Origin of the sequence: Curtobacterium sp. MCBD17_026, assembly GCF_003234895.2 — a bacterium.
GTDB classification, from domain to species: Bacteria; Actinomycetota; Actinomycetes; order Actinomycetales; family Microbacteriaceae; genus Curtobacterium; species Curtobacterium flaccumfaciens.
The window spans coordinates 1,357,589-1,376,007 of the sequence record NZ_CP126281.1; the positions used below are offsets into that span (position 1 = coordinate 1,357,589).

Consider the following 18,419-nt stretch of genomic DNA (forward strand, 5'->3'; position numbering starts at 1 on the left):
ACAGGACGCCGGGTCGCTACGCGCGACCGCGGATCGTCCGGAGCAGCCAGCCGATGACCGCCAGCAGGATGAGCACGATGCCCACCCAGAGCAGGAACTTCAGCGCACCGACGAAGATGCCGCTGAAGAGCAGGACGAGGCCGACGATGATCGCGATGATCAGCAGTGCGGGCATGAGGGTCTCCTATCCCTGGAACGAGACCGAGCAGATGCCCGGACCGTCAGGGACGCTACTCCTCGGCGTGCCGACGCGTTCGCTCAGCCGACGAGGTTCTGCACGAACACGTGCGGCGTGAAGCCGGTGAGGTCGTTGATGCCCTCGCCCTGCCCGATGAGCTTGATCGGGATGCCGGTCTTCTCCTGCACGCTCAGCACGAAGCCGGCCTTGGCCGAGCCGTCGAGCTTCGTGATGACGAGGCCGGTCACGCCGGCGCCCTCGATGAAGGCTTGGGCCTGTGCGAGGCCGTTCTGGCCCGTCGTCGCGTCGAGGACGAGCAGGACCTCGCTGATCTCGGTCTGCTTCTCGACCACGCGCTTGATCTTGGTGAGCTCGTCCATCAGCCCGGCCTTGGTGTGCAGGCGCCCGGCGGTGTCGATGACGACGATCTCGGTCTGGTCGCGGATCGCCTTCTCGACGGTCTGGTACGCCACCGACGCCGGGTCCTGCCCGGGCTGCGACGGACGGACGACGTCGACCCCGGCACGCTGGGCCCAGGTGGCGACCTGCTCGACCGCCGCGGCGCGGAACGTGTCCGCCGCGCCGACGAGCACCGTGCGGTCGTAGGTCTTCAGGAACTTGGCGAACTTGCCGATCGTCGTGGTCTTGCCGACGCCGTTCACCCCGACGACGAGCACGACGGCGGGCCGCGCGCTGAGCTTCAGGGTGGTGTCGAGCTTCGAGAGCCGTTCCTCGAGGACCTCGCGGAGCATGCGCTGCAGGTCGGCGGGGTCGGTCGTGCCGTACCGGTCGACGCGGGCGTGCAGGTCCTCGATGATCTCCTCGGAGATGTCGGGCCCGAAGTCGGCCCCGATGAGGGCGGTCTCGAGGTCCTCCCACGTGGTCTCGTCGATCGTCTTGCGCTGGAAGAGGCCGCGCAGCCGTGAGGACAGTGACCAGGAACTCGCCATGCTCCCAGCTTAGAGCGCGGCGCATGTCCGCTGTGCCCGGTATGCTCGGGAACACGAAGGGGAGTATTCCCTCTCGGTGACCCCGTCAGTACGGTCCGGAACGATCCGGCCCCGGGGCGCCGGTCGTGCGACACCGGTTCCGGTGCGGTGCGACGGAAGAGACCTTCAGGCCTCGGCGTACCCGCACATCAGCGGCGCGCCCTACCTGAAGGAAACCGTGGACGTCCCACTCTTCGTCTGGCTCATCACCATCGCCGGCATCCTCGCGCTGCTGGTGTTCGACTTCTACTCGCACGTGCGCACCCCGCACGTGCCCCACATCCGCGAATCCGCGTTCTGGTCGGCCTTCTACATCGGGCTGGCGATCCTGTTCGGCATCGGGATCCTGGTCTTCGGCGGCGGACAGGCCGGTGGTGAGTACTTCGCCGGCTGGCTGACCGAGAAGGCGTTGTCGGTCGACAACCTCTTCGTCTTCCTCATCATCATGTCGAGCTTCGCCGTGCCGAAGGAGTTCCAGCAGAAGGTCCTGCTGGTCGGCGTCGCGATCGCGCTCGTCGCCCGCGGTGTCTTCATCGCCCTCGGCGTCACCATCATCGAGAACTTCTCGTGGGTCTTCTACCTGTTCGGTGCGCTGCTGTTCTGGCTCGCCTGGTCGCAGGCCCGCAGCGGCAACGACCACGGCAGCGAGGGCGAATCCCGGCTCATCCGGATCCTCAAGCGCATCATCCCGACCTCGGACCACTACGACGGCGACCGCCTGACCACCCGTGTCGACGGCAAGCGCCTGTTCACCCCGATGCTGCTCGTCATGGTCGCCATCGGCCTGACCGACGTGCTCTTCGCGCTCGACTCGATCCCCGCGATCTTCGGGCTGACGCAGGACGCCTTCATCGTGTTCACGGCGAACGCGTTCTCGCTGCTCGGCCTCCGGCAGCTGTACTTCCTGATCGCCGGTCTGCTCGAGCGCCTCATCTACCTGGGTCAGGGCCTGGCCGTCATCCTGGCGTTCATCGGTGTGAAGCTCGTCTTCCACGCCATGCACGTCAACGAGCTGCCCTTCATCAACGGTGGCGAGCACATCGAGTGGGCGCCGGAGATCCCGATCTGGTTCTCGCTGGGCTTCATCGCGCTGACGATCGCGGTCGCCACGACCGCGTCGCTGGTGGTCTCGAAGCGCCGCCAGGAGCGCGGGCTCACCCCGACCGGTCAGCCGAAGGAGTCGGTCGAGGCCGACGCGAAGTAGCCGTCACCACCTGACGGACCGGAGGCGCGGTGCCAGCTGGCACCGCGCCTCCCGTCTGTCTCCGTGTCGGCCGGACGCACGGAGTTTCGGCCTGAGCGACAGTTCACGTGCTCCGCAGCCCGTGAACTGTCGCCCAGCGCGAAACGCCGGCCGCGCCGGCCGCGCCGCGCGCGCGGCGCGCGCGGCGCGGGTCAGACGGCCTGGCGACCAGGGGTCGCGTCGAGCAGGTGGGCCAGGTGCTCGGGCACCGAGCCGCCGCGAGCCACCGTCGCCCGCGCCCACAGTCGGCCCGCCCGGTAGGACGACCGGACCAGCGGTCCGGCGAGCACCCCGGCGAAGCCCATCTGCTCGGCGACCTCGCGGAGCTCGACGAACTCCGCAGGGCTGACCCATCGCGCGACCGGCAGGTGCCGCGGCGACGGGCGGAGGTACTGCGTCAGCGTGATGATGTCCGTGCCCGCGTCGAACAGGCGCTGCAGGGCGTCCTCGATCTCGATGCGTTCCTCGCCCATGCCGAGGATCAGGTTCGACTTCGTCACGAGCCCGGCGTCGCGGCCCTGGGTGATGACGTCGAGGGACCGTTCGAACGTGAAGGCCGGGCGGATGCGCTTGAAGATCCGCGGAACGGTCTCGACGTTGTGCGCGAAGACCTCGGGGCGGGCGTCGAACACCTGGCCGAGCTGGTCGGGCCGACCGTTGAAGTCCGGCACCAGGATCTCGACGCCGGTGCCGGGGGAGTGCTCGTGGATCGCTCGGATGGTCTCGGCGTAGAGCCACGATCCGCCGTCGGGCAGGTCGTCGCGCGCGACGCCGGTCACGGTCGCGTACTTCAGGCCCATCTCCGCGACGGAGTCCGCGACCCGGCGGGGCTCGTCGCGGTCGAGCGGCTCCGGCTTGCCGGTGTCGATCTGGCAGAAGTCGCAGCGTCGGGTGCACTGCGAGCCGCCGATCAGGAAGGTGGCTTCGCGGTCCTCCCAGCACTCGAAGATGTTCGGGCAGCCGGCCTCCTGACAGACGGTGTGCAGCTGCTTGTCACGCACCAGTCCGGACAGCTCGCGGAACTCCGGGCCCTGCGTGGCACGGGTCTTGATCCACGCGGGCTTCGTCTCGATCGGGGTCTCGGCGTTCCGGGCCTCGACCCGGAGCATGCGGCGGCCTTCGGGGGCGAGGGTCATACGAGGGTCTCCTGTCGGGCGGTCGCGGTGCTGGTGCTCGTGCTGGTGCTGGGGGCCGTCGTGCTGATCCGGCGGCCGCTGTGCATGCCGTCGACGGCCTGCTGGACGCCGTGCGCGACCACGGGTGCGAGGACGTCGACGGTCACGGGAGCGAGCCCCGCGTGCGCCGCCGCGGCGCTCAGCGTCGTGACCCCGGCGTCCGCGATGCCGCACGGGACGATCGCGGCGTAGGCGTCGAGGGCGTTGTCGCAGTTGATCGCGATGCCGTGGCTCGTCACGCCCTCGGCGACGTGCAGCCCGATGGCCCCGACCTTGGCGGCGGGCGAGCCGTTCGTGCCCGGCACCCATGCGCCGCTGCGACCCTCGACCCGTTCGGCGTGCACCCCGACGGCGGCCGCGGCGTCGATGACCACCTGCTCCAGGTCGCGCACCCACGCGACGACGTCGAGTGGTTCGGCGAGCCGGACGATCGGGTAGGCGACCAGCTGCCCCGGGCCGTGCCAGGTGATGCGTCCGCCGCGGTCGGTGTCGACGACCGGGGCGCCGTTCGTCGGCAGGTCGGAGCGTTCGGTGCGGCGGCCGGCGGTGTACACGGACGGGTGCTCGCACAGCACGAGGGCCCCTGGGAAACGGCCGGCGACGACGTCGGCGTGCAGGTCCCGCTGCAGGGCGAGGCCGTCCGCGTAGTCGAGCAGGCCGTGGTGGCGGACGATCGCGAGTTCCGGCATGCGGCGAGCGTACGACAGTTTCTGGACTGGGTCCAACAACGTTGTGCTCGACCTCCACAACGGTTGCGACGGTGGGGCTCGGCGCACCGGTCTGACTGACCGAGGGCGTCCTCCTGCGGTGAACGGACCGGTGGTGGCGGCGGGAGCCTTGTAGAATCGACGGATCATGGCGCAATTCGGTTCACTCTCCGATCGGCTGACCGAGACCTTCCGCAATCTGCGGAGCAAGGGTCGGCTGACTCCGTCCGACGTCGACGGCACCGTCCGCGAGATCCGGCGGGCGCTCCTCGACGCCGACGTCGCGCTCGAGGTCGTCAAGGCGTTCACCGCATCGGTGCGCGAGCGTGCCCTCTCCGACGAGGTCAACAAGGCGCTCAACCCGGCGCAGCAGGTCGTCCAGATCGTCAACGAGGAACTCGTCGGCATCCTGGGCGGGCAGCAGCGGCGGCTCGAGTTCGCGAAGAAGCCGCCGACGGTCATCATGCTCGCGGGTCTGCAGGGTGCCGGTAAGACGACCCTGGCCGGCAAGCTCGGCAAGTGGCTCAAGAAGGACGGCCACACCCCGATGCTCGTCGCGGCGGACCTCCAGCGTCCGAACGCCGTGCAGCAGCTGCAGGTCGTCGGCGAGCAGGCCGGCGTGCACGTCTTCGCGCCCGAGCCCGGCAACGGTGTCGGCGACCCGGTCAAGGTCGCCAAGAACGCCATCAAGGCCGCGATCGACCAGCAGTACGACACCGTCATCGTCGACACCGCCGGTCGACTCGGTGTCGACGCCGAGCTGATGAAGCAGGCCGCGAACATCCGCAAGGCCGTCGACCCGGACGAGGTCCTGTTCGTCATCGACGCGATGATCGGTCAGGACGCCGTCAACACGGCCCGTGCGTTCCAGGAAGGCGTCGACTTCACCGGTGTCGTGCTCTCGAAGCTCGACGGTGACGCCCGTGGTGGTGCTGCCCTGTCGGTGGCCAGCGTGACCGGCCGCCCGATCATGTTCGCGTCGACGGGTGAGTCGCTCGACGACTTCGAGCCGTTCCACCCGGACCGCATGGCGAGCCGCATCCTCGACCTCGGTGACATCCTGTCGCTCATCGAGCAGGCGCAGGGCGCCTTCGACGAGGAAGAGGCACGCAAGGTCGCGGACAAGATCGCGACCGACAACTTCACGCTGAACGACTTCCTGCAGCAGATGCAGCAGCTCCGCAAGGCCGGCTCCATCAAGGGCATGCTCGGCATGCTCCCGGGAGCCAAGGGCATGCGCGAGGCGCTCGACAACTTCGACGAGCGCGAGATCGTCCGTACCGAGGCGATCATCCAGTCGATGACGCCCCAGGAGCGCGAGCTCCCGAAGCTCCTGAACGGTTCGCGTCGTCTGCGCATCGCGCGCGGTGCCGGATCGACGGTCACCGAGGTCAACGCCCTGGTCAACCGCTTCGAGCAGGCCGCCAAGATGATGAAGACCGTCGCCCGCGGTGGCGTGCCGCAGATGCCGGGCATGGGTCCGATCCCGGGCATGCACGGCGGCAAGAAGCAGCAGCAGGGCGGCAAGAAGAAGTCGAAGGTGGGCAACCCGGCGAAGCGCGCGGCCTTGGCTGCCGGCGCGGCGGCTGCGCCGCAGCAGGCCCCGCAGGGGTCCGGCCTCGGCCTCGGGGGCGCCAAGGGCGGCAAGGCACCGACCGAGGAAGAGCTCGCGTCGCTGCAGAAGTTCCTGGGTCGCTGACGCGGCTCGCGAACGCGACCACCTGACGGACGGGAGGCCCGGTGCCAGCTGGCACCGGGCCTCCCGTCCGCCACTCAGCGCTTGGACTTCTTGAGGTACGCCCGCAGGTCGGCGTACGTCCCGTCGTCCTCGCCGAACAGGACGACGCTCCGAGCCGTCTCGAGCCAGGCGCTCGTGGAGGGCCGGACCTCACTCAGGGCGGCGAGCAGATCCGGCATCCCGATGAGCCGTGCAGTGCCCGTCGTGATGCTGTCCATGAGCGCGTGCTCGGCGGCGACCTCGCACACGTAGGCGATGTCCGCACCGGAGAATCCCTCGGTCCGCTTCGCGAGCGCTGCGGGGTCGATGCCCTCGACCGGTCGGTCGCGGAGGTGCCCGCGGAAGATCGCTTCACGTGCCGGGGTGTCCGGCGGCAGGACGAGCACCGTCCGGTCCAGCCGACCCGGACGACGGAGCGCGGGGTCGACGTCCCACGGCTGGTTCGTCGCAGCCAGCACGAACACGCCCTCGTTCCCGCCGTCGACGCCGTCGAGTTCGGTGAGCAGCTGGTTCACCATCCCGCGCACGTGCGAGCTGCGGGTCTGGCTCCGTCGCTGGCCGAGCGCGTCGATCTCGTCGAAGAACACCACGCACGGTGCCGCAGCGCGTGCGGCCTCGAAGACAGCCCTGATGTTCTGCTCGCTCGCGCCGAGGTAGGGGTCGAGGACGTCGGTGATGGAGACGCTCATGAAGCGTGCGCCGAGCTCGCCGGCGACGGCACGGGCGATGAACGTCTTCCCGCACCCCGGAGGGCCGTACAACAGCAGACCGCCACGGAGGCTCTTGCCGTACAACGCTCGGAGCTCGGGGTTCGCGAGTGGGGCGAGGAACGCGACGGTGAGCCGCTGCTTCACGGCCTCCATCCCGCCCACGTCCCCGAACCGGACCTCCGACGGCTCGACCGAGAACGCCGACGGCAGGTCCGGGTCGGGAGTCGAGTCCTCGACGAAGGACGGTTCTACGATGTGCTCGACCTGCTGTTCCGCCGCGTGCCAGTCGAAGTCGGACGGCACACCAGCGGTGGGAGCGTCGGTCGGTGCGTCCGCGGGGAGTGCCGTGCCGGCGCGCGGGCGCAGCACCGCGAGCATGAGGGCGCCCGCCGCATCGTCGGTCGGTGCGATGGCGAGTGCGGCCGCCGCTTCGGCGGTCGCCTCGGCCGGACGTCCGGCTTCGAGGAGCAGACGACCGAGGTGGACACGCAGTGCGACGTCGTGGGGCGCGCTGTCGACCGCGCGTCGGAGCGCGTCGATCACCGGGTCGTCGTGAACCGGGTCATCGTTCATCGGGAGTCCTCTCGCAGCGGTCGGTTCGGTGGTGTCGCGCGACGCGGCGGTGGTGCGGTTCGGTCGTGGAGGTGAGCGCGTCGCGCGGACGTCCGGCCGGGCGCAGTTCGGTCGCCACGGCGAGCCCGTCACCCGTCGTCATCGTCGTCCTCGTGCACCGGTGGGCGGGTCCTCGGGAAGGCGCGCAGGATGCGCTTGATCAGCACGGAGGCGATGACGACCCCGACGAGCACGAGACCCTGTGCGACGAGGGCGACGACCGGTGGGAGGAACAGCCCGGTCACGGAGATCGCGGTCGCGACACCGAGCACCAGCGCCACGAGTCCCCAACCCGGTACCGCTCGTCGAGCGACCGAGAGGAGGAAGGCGAGGCGAGGCCGTGCCTCGGAGGTGAACCGGAGGGCGATGAAGGCGATCACGGCGAGGGCGATCACCGGCGGGAAGGTGGTCGCCCAGCGCTCCATCGCCGGATCCCCGCTGTCGATCGTCGCCAGGAACTCGAAGCCGGTGAACACTGCGGCGCCGCCGAGGGCCACCCCGATCCGGCCGAGTGGGTTGACGACGCCGACCATGAGGTTCCGCAGTGCTGTGGCGTCCGTCGGGTTCGTCGACAGGATGCCCGCGAAGACCAGCGCGGACTCGCTCTCGTGGCCACGCCGGAGCCGTGACACCGCCAGGTTGTGCCGTGCCCCTCGGTCCTCCGGAGCGAGCGCGAGCCCCCGGCGGTACGCGTCCTGCGCTTCCCGTTGCCGGCCGACGGCGAGCAGGAGGTCGCCGTGCTGGCGGTGCACGAACGGTTCGGTGGGAGCCAAGCGGACGGCCTCGAAGCTCGCCCGCATCGCCTCCAGGCGGTTCTGCTCGCCGAGCCAGAGGGCATCGACTCGCGCAGCGTGCGCCTGCCACGAGTCCGGGTCGGCGGCGACCGAACGGCGGGCGGCCTCGACGGCTCCGATCCGGTCCCCAGAGCGGAGCAGGGCGGTCGACAGCACACGGAGGGAGGTGCTGTCACCCGGCGCGAGAGCGACCGCTCGTCGAGCAGCGTCGCACGCCGCGTCCGGCTGGTCGAGCGCGAGCAGCGCCAGGGCACGCACGCGCTGTCCGGCGATCGATTCGCCTTCGTCGTGTTCCGCCGCCGTGACCTCGGCGAGTGCCTGTTCCGGCCGGCCGGCGTCGACGAGCGCGCCGGCACGGATCACCGTCGCCGGTCCGCGCTGTGCTGCCTCCCCCGCCACAGGGGAACTGTAGCGTTCGCCGTGGACTGCCGGTGCCCCCAGGACGGGAGGCCCGGTGCCAGCTGGCACCGGGCCTCCCGTCCGTCGTCCGGTCGCGTCGCGACGTTCCTTCCCATCGCACGCGCGATGGAAAGTGAAATCGGGCGTACCTGGTCGAAAGAAACGACGAGGTACGCCCGATTCGACCCGGTACGCCCGATTCGGCCGGGTACGCCCGATTCGGCCGGGTACGCCCGATCCGGGCCGGTCGCGGCTAGAGCGCGTCGCGGAACTCGGTGACCAGGTGGCGGACCACGGCGCGCAGGTCGCCGCCGTTCTCCTGCGCGACCCGCAGCTGCCGCTGGTACGAGGCGCCGCGCTCGATCATCGTGTCGAGGTGGTGGAGCTCGTCGAGGCAGCCGAGCCGTTCGGCGATCGGGTCGAGCCGCTGCACCAGGTCGTGCACCTCGTCGGTCACGAGCCGCTCGTCGCCGGCGACGTTCGTGATGATCTCGGCCTCCATGCCGTAGCGGGCCGCGCGCCACTTGTTCTCGCGGATGAACCACGGCTGCATGGTGGGCAGGGTCTCACCGGCGTCGAGCCGGTCCGAGCAGGCGGTGACCAGGCACTGCACGAGCGCGGTGACGGCGCCGACCTCGTGCAGGGTCGAGATGCCGTCGGACACCCGGTTCTCGAGGGTGCCCCAGCCCGGTGACGGTCGGATGTCCCAGCGCAGGTCCTTCACGCCGTCGATGACGCCGGTGTGCGTGAGGTCGCCGACGACCTCTTCGAAGTTCGCCCAGGCGCCGAGCTGCGGCGGGAGTCCGCCGGTCGGGAGCTGCTGGAACATGAGGGCGCGGTTCGAGGCGTACCCGGTGTCGGTGCCACCCCAGAACGGGCTCGACGCGGTGAACGCCTGCAGGTGCGGGACGTAGGCGAGCATCGCGTTCATGATCGGGACCGCCTTGTCGCGGTCCTCGATGCCGACGTGCACGTGCACGCCCCAGATGAGCATCTGGCGTCCCCACCAGCGGGTGCGGTCGATCAGGGTCGTGTAGTGCTCGCTGTCCGGGGTGATCTCCTGCTGGTCCCACACCGCGAACGGGTGCGTTCCCGAGCACATCACCTGGGCGTCGAGCGGTTCGGCGGCGTCGATGACCTCGCCGATGATGCCGGACAGCTCGCTCGTCGCAGCCCCCACGCGGTCGTGGACGCTCGAGACGACCTCGACCGTGTTGGTCAGCAGCTCCTCGGTGACGCGGTCGTGGTCACCGAGCCGCTCGTGCACGGCGGCGATGACGGCGGGGGCACGGGGCGCGAGGTCGCCGGTCGCCCGGTCGACCAGGGGGAGTTCCCACTCGACGCCGATGGTCGACGGGCGGGACTCGGTGAAGCGGATGTCCATGCCGTCCATCCTGCCCGGGTCCTTGTCGGACACGCACAACGAAGCGGTGTCCCGATCGTGCGGATCGTCCTGCAACTAGTTCCACTCCGGGCGTACCGTTGAAATGTTCCTAGAGGGAAGAGGTACGCATGCAGTTGGTGGTGCGCGGGACGAACGCCCCGCTCGTCGGAGAACTCGACATCCCGGTCTCGAAGTACCACGCGCACCGCGCGCTGGTGCTCGCGTCGCTCGCGAAGGGGACGAGTGTCGTCTCCGGGGTCAGCGCGACGCGACAGGTGGAGTGGACCGTGGGCACGCTCCGCGCGCTCGGCGTCGACGTCAAGCGTCGTGGGAACGCGTACCACGTGACCGGACTGGGCGGCCGGTACCAGGCGACCGACGTCGTGGACCACGGGTCACGGGGTGCCGACGGACTGCTCAACATGGGTTCCTCGGGCACCACGCTCTACTTCATGACCGGGCTCGCCTCGCTGGCCGACCGCCCGATGACCCTGTCCGGCATGAAGTACTTCCAGCGCCGCCCGATCAAGGCGCTGCTCACCTCGCTGACGCAGATGGGGGTGGAACTCGAGGCGACGAACGACTGCCCGCCCGTCACGGTGCAGCCGAGGCGTCCGCGTGGCGGCGACGTGACGATCGCCGGCACCCTGTCGCAGTGGGTGTCCGGGCTGCTGCTGGTGGCACCGTTCGCCGAGCACGAGACCCGGATCCACATCACCGGCGGGCGGCTCAACGAGCAGCCCTACGTCGAGCTCACCGTGCGGATGATGCGGCAGTTCGGCCTGACGGTGGAGGTCTCCGACGACTGGCTCGAGTACCGGATCCCGGCGGGCCAGCAGGCCACCCCGCACGACTACGTGATCCCGCCCGACATCGGCTCCGCAGCGTTCGGCATCGCGGCGGCCGTCACCCGCCAGTCGAACGTGCTGCTGCGCGGCATGACGGCCACGACGACGGCCGAGACGGACCACCCGGAGAGCGAGTTCCTGGACCTCGCGACCGCGATGGGTGTCCCGATGCGGATCGACGAGGAGACCGGCTTCGTCCGGATCGAGCACGACGGGTCCCCGCTCCGGCCGCTCGACGTCGACTGCCGTCCGATCCCGGACCTGCTGCCCGTGCTGTCGACGATGGCCACCTTCGCCGAGGGGACCAGCCGACTGTGGAACGTGGCCCACATCCGGCTGAAGGAATCCGACCGGGTCGCGGCGATGCTCCAGCTGAACCGGATGGGCGGCCGCGCCGAGCAGGGCGCGGACGAGCTGCGGGTCACCGGCGTCGGCGCGGCCGGGTTGCACGGTGCGCCGATGTCCTCGTTCAACGACCACCGCGTGCTGATGTCCCTCGCGGTCGCGGCGTCGGGTGCCGACGGGGTGTCCGGCCTGACCTACCCGCGTGCCTACCGGATCTCCTACCCGACGTTCCTCGAGGCGATGAACTCCGTCGGGCTCGACATGTCCGTCGGCGACCGGCTCGCAGCCCAGGTGGCGCACGACGACCGGATCGACGCTGCCGAGGCCGACGGGGTCCGCACGCACCTGGGCACGCCTCCGGTCGGCACGGCCACCGCGGACGTCGAGACGTCGGCCGTGCCGGAGCCCGCCGACCGACTGGGCGGCCAGCCGGTCGGCCAGCCGGTTGCCCAGGGCACCGCGCAGCCTGCCGCCGCGCAGCCCACCGCCCCGCGGCCCGCCGTCGCCGTGCCCGAGCTCGCCGGCGTCGACGCCGACCCGCTCGTCCTGAGCGAGCGGGTCCGCGCGCTGTCGCAGACCGACCCCGACGGCCTGGCCGTGATCGAGGTCGGCGGTGCGACCCCCGCGAACACCACGTGGAAGGAGCTGCAGGACGAGGCCGACCGGGTCTCCGCCCTGTTGCTCGAACTCGGCGTGCGCACCGGTGAATCCGTCGCCATGCAGTTGCCGAACTGGCGTGAGTTCGTGTCGATCACCCTCGGTGCGATCCAGATCGGTGCCGTCGCGACCCCGATCATGCCGGTGTTCGGTCCCCGCGAGACCACGATGACGCTGGCTCGTTCGAAGGCCCGCGTGGTGTTCCTGCCGAACGTGTTCCGGAAGCGCCGTCCCGCGCTCGAACTCCTCGACGTGATCGACGAGGCCGCCGCGCAGGACCGCCGCCTGGCGCTCGAGCACGTCATCGTGCTCCGCGCCGAGGCCCGCGGGCAGGGGGACACCCCGACGAACCAGCCGCCGCTGCCCGCCGACGCCCTGGAGCGGGTCGTGGCGAGCGACTGGCACTGGCGCTACTTCGAGAACGCCCTCGCTGCCGTGCACGTCGACGTCGACGAGATCGCGTCGCACGCTCCCGGGCCGGACGACGTCTGCCAGCTGCTCTTCACCTCCGGCACCACGGGGGAGCCGAAGGGCGTGCAGCACCCGCACCGCACGCTCGGGCTCGCGACCGCCATGCACGTGGCGCAGTCCGGTCTGACCAGCGCCGACCGCATCTACATCCCGTCCCCGCTCGCCCACCAGACCGGGTTCCTGTACGGCATGCTGCTGGCGTTCCGGCTCGGTGCGCCGCAGGTCATCCAGCCGGTGTGGGACGGCCGGGTCGCACTCGAGCAGGCGTTCGGCGTCGCCCGGGCGTCCTTCGCGCAGTGCGCGACGCCGTTCCTGACCGACCTCGTCGACCTGGTCGAGGCCGGTGCTCCGCAGCCCGAGTCGCTCCGGATCTTCGTGCCGACGGGCGCCGCGGTGCCCCGTGCACTGGCCCAGCGAGCGAGCACGGTGCTCGGCAGTGCGATCCTCGGCGCCTTCGGCACGAGCGAGACGTGTCTCGGGGCCCTGTCCAGCCCGAGCGACGATCCCGCCGACGCGTACGGCCACGACGGCCAGGCGCTGCCGGGCATCGCGATCCGCATCGTCGACGACGCGGGGATCGAGCTGCCCGCCGGTACCGAGGGCAACTTCGAGCTGCACTCGCCGACGATGTTCGCGGGCTACCTCGACCGCCCGGACCTGACCGACGACGTGTTCACCGCGGACGGCTGGTACCGCACCGGCGACCTGGCGAAGGTCGACGAGAAGGGCTTCCTGTCGATCACCGGACGCGTGAAGGACGTCATCAACCGCGGCGGCGAGAAGATCCCCGTCGTCGAGATCGAGAACCTGCTGTACCAGCACCCGCTGGTCACGGACGTCGCGATCGTGGCGATGCCGGACGAGCGGCTCGGTGAGCGTGCCTGCGCCTGGGTCGTGAACGCCCGCGCGGACGAGCCGCTCGACTTCGCCGGGATGCAGCAGTACCTCGACACGGCCGGCGTGAGCAAGTACTACTGGCCGGAACGACTCGAGTACACCACCGAGCTGCCGCGCAACGCGGTCGGCAAGGTCCAGAAGAACATCCTGCGCGAGCAGGCGGCCGCGCTCGTCGCGACGAAGGAGAACGAGACACGATGACGACCGTCGAGCAGACGAGCACGGGCTTCGACGAAGCCGCCTTCCAGCAGCTCAAGGCCGAGGTCACCGAGTGGGTCCGCGGCCCCGGCGAGGAGTGGGCGGACGAGATCGAGCGCACCGGCCGGGTCGCCCCGGAGCTGTTCCAGGAGCTCAAGGAGAACGGGTGGCTCAGCCTCGCCGCCCCGACGGAGCTCGGCGGACGGGCGATCCCCTTCTCGCGGTACCTCGAGATCATGGAGGTCATCTCCCGCTCGCACGCTTCCATCCGCATGCTCGTGCACGTCATCAACGGCACCTGGCGCGCGATGGCCCCCTACGCGACGCCGGAGCAGATCGAGCAGGTCGTCAAGCCTTCCGTCGCCGGTGACACGCTCGTCGCGTTCACCCTGACCGAGGCCACCGCGGGCACCGGAGCGGACATCCGCACGACGGTCCGACGCGAGGGCGACACCTACGTGATGAACGGCGAGAAGCACCTCATCACCTTCGGGGTCAAGGCCGACCACTGGCTCATCGCCGCTCGGCTGGAGGGCACCACCGGCCAGGACGGCACGGTCGCGTTCCTGATGCCGAACAGCGGGCTGCCGGGTGCCGAGGTGATCGACGACTCGGACACCATGGGCATCCGTGGCACCGACCACGCGATCCTGCGGTTCACCGAGACCCCGATCCCCGCCAGTGCCCGCCTGGGCGCCGAAGGCCAGGGCCTCGAGGTCGCGCTCGGCGGCTTCCTGCTGCCGAGCCGGGTGTCCGTCGCGATGAGCGCCGTCGGTCTCGCCGAGCGGGCGAACGAGCTCGCCGTCGAGTACGCGAACAAGCGCGAGACGTTCGGCAAGCGCCTCTCCAGCCGCCAGGCGATCCAGTTCTACCTGGCCGAGAACTACGCCGACATCGCCGCGGCACGCGCCCTGGTGCTCGAGGCCGCGCGCGCGTACGAGGAGGACCGTCCCGACGCCGGCACCCTCTCCAGCGCGTCGAAGATGATCGCCGTCGACATGCTCGCCCGCGTCACCGACAAGGCCCTGCAGGTGCACGGCGGTCAGGGCTACTGGAAGCGCAACGCCATCGAGCGTGTCTACCGCGACGCACGCGCGCAGCGCTTCGAAGAGGGCACCAACGAGATCCAGAAACTGATCGTCGGCCGCGCCGTCGTGACCGGCCAGGCCGGGTTCTAGACCGCAACCCAGTACCGGACGGGAGGCGCGGTGCGGGCCCGCCCCGCGCCTCCCGTCCGTCACCCACCACCGTCAGCAAAGGACTGCAGTGACCGACTCCACCAACGCTCCCATCGCACTCATCACGGGTGCCTCGCGCGGCATCGGCCGCCTGCTCGCCCAGAAGCTGGGCCAGCGCGGCGTCACCGTCGTCGTGACGTACAAGGGCAACGCCGACCTGGCCGAGGAGTCCCTGGCCGACGTCAAGGCGGCCGGCGGCGACGGCATCACGGCGCAGGTCGACATCGAGCAGCCGGAGTCGATCGACGCCCTGTTCGACCTGGTGCGCGACACCTACGGACGCCTCGACATGTTCGTGGCGAACGCCGCCGCCAGCGCGTTCAAGCCCGTCGCCGACCTCAAGCTGCACCACCTCGACCGCAGCTACGCCACGAACGCCCGCTCGTTCGTGCTCGGGGCCCAGCGCGCCGCTGAACTCATGGACCGCGGCGGCCGCATCGTCGTCGTGACGTCGTACGGATCGCTCCGGGCGTTCCCGACCTACGCCGCACTCGGTGCCGCCAAGGCCATGAGCGAGGCGTACATGAAGTACATGGCGGTGGAGTTCGGTCCGCGCCAGATCACCGTCAACGCGGTGAACGGCGGCCTCATCGACACCGACTCGCTCGAGTACTTCTACACGAAGGTCCCCGGCCAGGCGCCGATGGACACCGTGCTCGAGAAGCTCCCGCTGCAGCGCCCCGGGACGGCCGACGACATGGCCGACGCCGTCGACTTCCTGCTGTCGGACAAGGCCGGGTACATCACCGGGCAGGTGCTCTCGGTGGACGGCGGTCTGACGGTCATCGCCCCGCCGTACTGGTCGGACACCACGTCGCCCCTCCGCGACGCGGTGCTGCCGGCCGACGCTCCGGGCGCGGACACCGCAGAATAGGCGCATGAGCAGCGTCGCTTCCGCCCCCGTCGTGCCGGAGTCCCTCCGGACCGTCGCGTCACCATGGACCCTCGGCCCCCTGCACCTGGCGAACCGGGTGGTGATGGGGTCGATGCACACCGGGCTCGAGGTGCACGACGACGGCGGAGCCGGCATGGCCGCCTTCTACCGCGAACGGGCGGCAGGCGGGGCGGCGTGCATCATCACCGGCGGCATCGCGGTGAACGACGAGGCGCGCGGCGGTCCGGACTTCGCGGTGTTCGGCGTCGGGGGAGCCGACGAGCGGTTCCGGGTGGCGGCCGACGCCGTGCACGACGAGGGCGGGACTATCCTGGCGCAGCTGTTCCACGCCGGGCGGTACGCGCTCGCGTCGGGCATGGTCGACCGGCACGGCGACCCGCAGCGCGTCGTGGCACCCTCGGCCCTGCCGTGGGCGGCCGCCCGCGGCGTGGTTCCGACCGAGCTGACGTCGGCCGAGGTCGAGCGGACCATCGAGGACTTCGCCGCCGCTGCCCGCACCGCCCGCGCGATCGGGTTCGACGGCGTCGAGATCATGGCGTCCGAGGGGTACCTGATCAACCAGTTCCAGTCGCCGCTGACGAACCTGCGCGACGACGAGTGGGGCGGCGATGCGGAACGGCGTCGGCGCTTCGCGATCGAGGTCGTCCGGGCCGTGCGCGCCGCGGTGCCCGAGCTCGCCGTGACGATCCGGCTGTCCGGCGCGGACCTGATGCCCGGCTCGTCGACCGATGACGAGGTCGACGCGCTCGTGCACGACCTGCTGCCGCTCGGGCTCGACGGCATCTCGGTCGGCATCGGCTGGCACGAGTCCCGCACCCCGACCGTGCAGGCCTCGGTGCCGCACGGGGCCTGGCTGGCGTACGCGGCACGGATCGCCGCGGTGGTGCGCTCGTCCGCGTACCCGGACGTCCGTGTGATCGCCTCGAACCGGATGACGGACCTGCGCGACGGCGAGGCCGTGCTCAGCGACGGCCTGATCGACGCCGTCGCCCTCGCCCGGCCGTTCCTCGCCGATCCCGCAATCGTGTCGCGCTCGCTCGCGGGCGGGTTCGCACTGGTGAACACCTGCATCGGCTGCAACCAGGCATGCCTCGACCGTTCGATCATCGGCGCACCGGTGTCGTGCCTCGTGAACCCGCGGGCGGCCCGCGAAGTGGCCTTCCCCGCACGGCCGACCGCGGACCCGAAGCGCGTCGACGTCGTCGGTGGCGGACCGGCAGGGCTCGCCGCCGCGGTGGACGCCGCTCGCCGGGGCCACGACGTCACCGTCTGGGAGGCGTCCGACCGCCTCGGCGGCCAGTTCGGCCTCGCCGCACTCGTCCCGGGGAAGGAGGACTACGCCGCCACGGTGCGGTCCGCCCGTGCCGAGCTCGCCGAGCGGGGCGCCACGATCCACCTCGGACGCCCGGCCACGGCTCGGGACCTCGTCGACAGCGACGCCGTCGTGCTCGCGGCCGGGGTGGTCCCGCGGAGCATCGACGTCCCCGGCAGCGACCTGCCGCACGTGCTGTCCTACGAGCAGGCACTCCGCGAGGGGGTCGGCGAGGGCACCGTCGCGATCATCGGTGGCGGCGGCATCGGCGTGGACACCGCGGCGTTCCTGACCGAGTCGCCCGACGAGGTCGTCCGGGCCGCCGAGTTCGCGGCCCGCTGGGACCTCGACGTGTCCGAGGAGCTCGTCGGCGACGTGCCGCAGCGGCTCCCCGCGGCACAGCGCACCACGAGGCCGGGGTCGCAGGTGACGGTGCTCCGGCGTTCGGGCAAGTTCGGCCAGGGGATCGGCATCACCTCGCGCTGGGTCGCGATCGGTCGGCTGCGGGACGCCGGGGTTCGGATGGTCGGCGGCGTGCAGGAGTACCTGCGCATCGAACCCGGGGTGCTCTGGATCCGCGACGAGCACGGGGACGAGGTCGGCGTACCGGCGGACACCGTCGTGGTCTGCGCCGGGCAGGAGCGCGCGACCGACGCCGAGGGCGACGCGCCTGACGGACTCGCCACGGGCCTCCAGGCCGCCGGCGTGCCGTACGCCGTCGTCGGCGGCGCGCGGGACGCACGGAGCGTGGACGCGGTCCGGGCGACGTCCGAGGCCCTCGAAGCGGTGCGGCGCCTCGCGCCGTAGCGAGTCGGCTCGCATCACGGCCGGGAATCTGCAAGAATGAACGGTCGAATCGCCGCAGCTCGACCCTCTATCCAGCTGTGAGCGATCTCTCTCGAGCTTTCGCCGTGTGTGCCCCCACGCCCGCGGTTCCAGTTCAACCACAACGAAAGCAAACAGGAGCAATTGTGGCTGTCAAGATCCGTCTGAAGCGTCTCGGTAAGATCCGTGCGCCCTACTACCGCATCGTCGTCGCCGACTCGCGCACCAAGCGCGATGGTCGTGTCCTCGAGGAGATCGGTCAGTACCACCCGACCGAGGAGCCCTCGGTCATCAAGATCGAGTCCGAGCGTGCGCTCTACTGGCTCGGCGTCGGCGCGCAGCCGACCGAGCAGGTCGCGGCCCTCCTCAAGCTGACCGGCGACTGGGCCAAGTTCAAGGGCGAGAAGGACACCGAGTCCAAGGTCAAGGTCGCCGAGCCGAAGCCGGCCTTCCAGGTCGACTCCTCGAAGAAGGCCGTGCTCAAGCCGAAGTCGGAGAAGACGGCTCCCGCCGCCAAGGCCGACGACGCCGAGACCGCCGACGAGACGACCGAGGCGTAGTCCTTGCTCGAATCCGCGCTGACGCACCTCGTCAAGGGGATCGTCGATCACCCTGACGACGTGCGCGTCGCCAGCTCCACCTCCCCACGCGGCGAGGTCCTCGAGGTGCGCGTGCACCCCGAGGACCTCGGCCGCGTGATCGGTCGCGCCGGGCGCACCGCCAAGGCGCTCCGCACCCTCGTCACGGCCCTGGCCGACGGCAAGCGCGTGCGGGTCGACGTGGTGGACACCGATTCCTAGGGAG

General features: G+C 70.7%; 15 protein-coding genes. 8 read left to right on the plus strand and 7 right to left on the minus strand.

Annotated features, from left to right (window positions below):
• Positions 1-16: 16 nt before the first annotated feature.
• Complete coding sequence (locus DEI85_RS06450) at positions 17-175, minus strand: hypothetical protein (protein WP_171907827.1); 159 nt, start codon at positions 173-175, stop codon at positions 17-19.
• Between the two features lie 83 nt (positions 176-258).
• Entirely contained in the window at positions 259-1,128 is an 870-nt protein-coding gene (gene ftsY / locus DEI85_RS06455; protein ID WP_027465892.1) for a signal recognition particle-docking protein FtsY, read from the minus strand.
• A gap of 217 nt (positions 1,129-1,345) precedes the next feature.
• Between ftsY and DEI85_RS06460 the strand changes: the two genes are divergently transcribed.
• Entirely contained in the window at positions 1,346-2,371 is a 1,026-nt protein-coding gene (locus tag DEI85_RS06460; RefSeq protein ID WP_110859106.1) for a TerC family protein, read from the plus strand.
• Between the two features lie 191 nt (positions 2,372-2,562).
• Here DEI85_RS06460 and lipA read toward each other — a convergent pair whose 3' ends face one another.
• Both lipA and lipB read right to left on the minus strand, forming a co-directional pair.
• Entirely contained in the window at positions 2,563-3,546 is a 984-nt protein-coding gene (gene lipA, locus DEI85_RS06465; protein ID WP_110859105.1) for a lipoyl synthase, read from the minus strand.
• Positions 3,543-4,274 (minus strand): lipoyl(octanoyl) transferase LipB, encoded by a 732-nt coding sequence (gene lipB / locus DEI85_RS06470; RefSeq protein WP_111123472.1) that lies wholly within the window; start codon positions 4,272-4,274, stop codon positions 3,543-3,545. The genes lipA and lipB overlap by 4 nt, the downstream gene beginning before the upstream one ends.
• Before the next feature lie 166 nt (positions 4,275-4,440).
• On the opposite strand from lipB, the gene ffh reads away from it, so the two are divergent.
• Complete coding sequence (ffh, locus tag DEI85_RS06475; protein WP_110859103.1) at positions 4,441-5,991, plus strand: signal recognition particle protein; 1,551 nt, start codon at positions 4,441-4,443, stop codon at positions 5,989-5,991.
• A gap of 74 nt (positions 5,992-6,065) precedes the next feature.
• On the opposite strand, the gene DEI85_RS06480 is transcribed toward ffh, so the two are convergent.
• From DEI85_RS06480 to DEI85_RS06490, 3 genes are all read right to left on the minus strand, one after another.
• Positions 6,066-7,313: an ATP-binding protein gene (locus tag DEI85_RS06480; protein WP_111123471.1), complete on the minus strand. Its 1,248-nt coding sequence runs from the start codon at positions 7,311-7,313 to the stop codon at positions 6,066-6,068.
• A gap of 128 nt (positions 7,314-7,441) precedes the next feature.
• Positions 7,442-8,545: a tetratricopeptide repeat protein gene (locus DEI85_RS06485; RefSeq protein WP_146248992.1), complete on the minus strand. Its 1,104-nt coding sequence runs from the start codon at positions 8,543-8,545 to the stop codon at positions 7,442-7,444.
• A 253-nt stretch (positions 8,546-8,798) separates the two neighbouring features.
• Positions 8,799-9,938 (minus strand): glutamate--cysteine ligase, encoded by a 1,140-nt coding sequence (locus DEI85_RS06490; RefSeq protein ID WP_181435509.1) that lies wholly within the window; start codon positions 9,936-9,938, stop codon positions 8,799-8,801.
• A gap of 119 nt (positions 9,939-10,057) precedes the next feature.
• On the opposite strand from DEI85_RS06490, the gene aroA reads away from it, so the two are divergent.
• From aroA to DEI85_RS06520, 6 genes are all read left to right on the plus strand, one after another.
• The gene (gene aroA / locus DEI85_RS06495) at positions 10,058-13,348 is read left to right on the plus strand and encodes a 3-phosphoshikimate 1-carboxyvinyltransferase (RefSeq protein ID WP_111123469.1); all 3,291 of its coding nucleotides are present in this window, start codon (positions 10,058-10,060) and stop codon (positions 13,346-13,348) included.
• The gene (locus tag DEI85_RS06500) at positions 13,345-14,523 is read left to right on the plus strand and encodes an acyl-CoA dehydrogenase family protein (protein ID WP_111123468.1); all 1,179 of its coding nucleotides are present in this window, start codon (positions 13,345-13,347) and stop codon (positions 14,521-14,523) included. Before aroA ends, DEI85_RS06500 begins: the two co-directional genes overlap by 4 nt.
• 88 nt (positions 14,524-14,611) lie before the next feature.
• On the plus strand, positions 14,612-15,457 hold the full coding sequence (locus DEI85_RS06505) for an SDR family oxidoreductase (protein WP_110859098.1): 846 nt from the start codon (positions 14,612-14,614) through the stop codon (positions 15,455-15,457).
• Positions 15,458-15,461: 4 nt separating this feature from the next.
• Entirely contained in the window at positions 15,462-17,597 is a 2,136-nt protein-coding gene (locus DEI85_RS06510) for an oxidoreductase (RefSeq protein ID WP_111090482.1), read from the plus strand.
• A gap of 164 nt (positions 17,598-17,761) precedes the next feature.
• The gene (gene rpsP, locus DEI85_RS06515) at positions 17,762-18,175 is read left to right on the plus strand and encodes a 30S ribosomal protein S16 (protein ID WP_027465884.1); all 414 of its coding nucleotides are present in this window, start codon (positions 17,762-17,764) and stop codon (positions 18,173-18,175) included.
• A 3-nt stretch (positions 18,176-18,178) separates the two neighbouring features.
• On the plus strand, positions 18,179-18,415 hold the full coding sequence (locus tag DEI85_RS06520) for an RNA-binding protein (protein ID WP_017888258.1): 237 nt from the start codon (positions 18,179-18,181) through the stop codon (positions 18,413-18,415).
• Positions 18,416-18,419: the final 4 nt, after the last annotated feature.

Coding starts and splice junctions, on each gene's coding strand:
- DEI85_RS06450 (WP_171907827.1), bottom strand. CDS start 175: ATGCCCGCACTGCTGATCATCGCGATCATCGTCGGCCTCGTCCTGCTC.
- ftsY (WP_027465892.1), bottom strand. CDS start 1,128: ATGGCGAGTTCCTGGTCACTGTCCTCACGGCTGCGCGGCCTCTTCCAG.
- lipA (WP_110859105.1), bottom strand. CDS start 3,546: ATGACCCTCGCCCCCGAAGGCCGCCGCATGCTCCGGGTCGAGGCCCGG.
- lipB (WP_111123472.1), bottom strand. CDS start 4,274: ATGCCGGAACTCGCGATCGTCCGCCACCACGGCCTGCTCGACTACGCG.
- ffh (WP_110859103.1), top strand. CDS start 4,441: ATGGCGCAATTCGGTTCACTCTCCGATCGGCTGACCGAGACCTTCCGC.
- DEI85_RS06480 (WP_111123471.1), bottom strand. CDS start 7,313: ATGAACGATGACCCGGTTCACGACGACCCGGTGATCGACGCGCTCCGA.
- DEI85_RS06490 (WP_181435509.1), bottom strand. CDS start 9,938: ATGGACGGCATGGACATCCGCTTCACCGAGTCCCGCCCGTCGACCATC.
- aroA (WP_111123469.1), top strand. CDS start 10,058: ATGCAGTTGGTGGTGCGCGGGACGAACGCCCCGCTCGTCGGAGAACTC.
- DEI85_RS06500 (WP_111123468.1), top strand. CDS start 13,345: ATGACGACCGTCGAGCAGACGAGCACGGGCTTCGACGAAGCCGCCTTC.
- DEI85_RS06510 (WP_111090482.1), top strand. CDS start 15,462: ATGAGCAGCGTCGCTTCCGCCCCCGTCGTGCCGGAGTCCCTCCGGACC.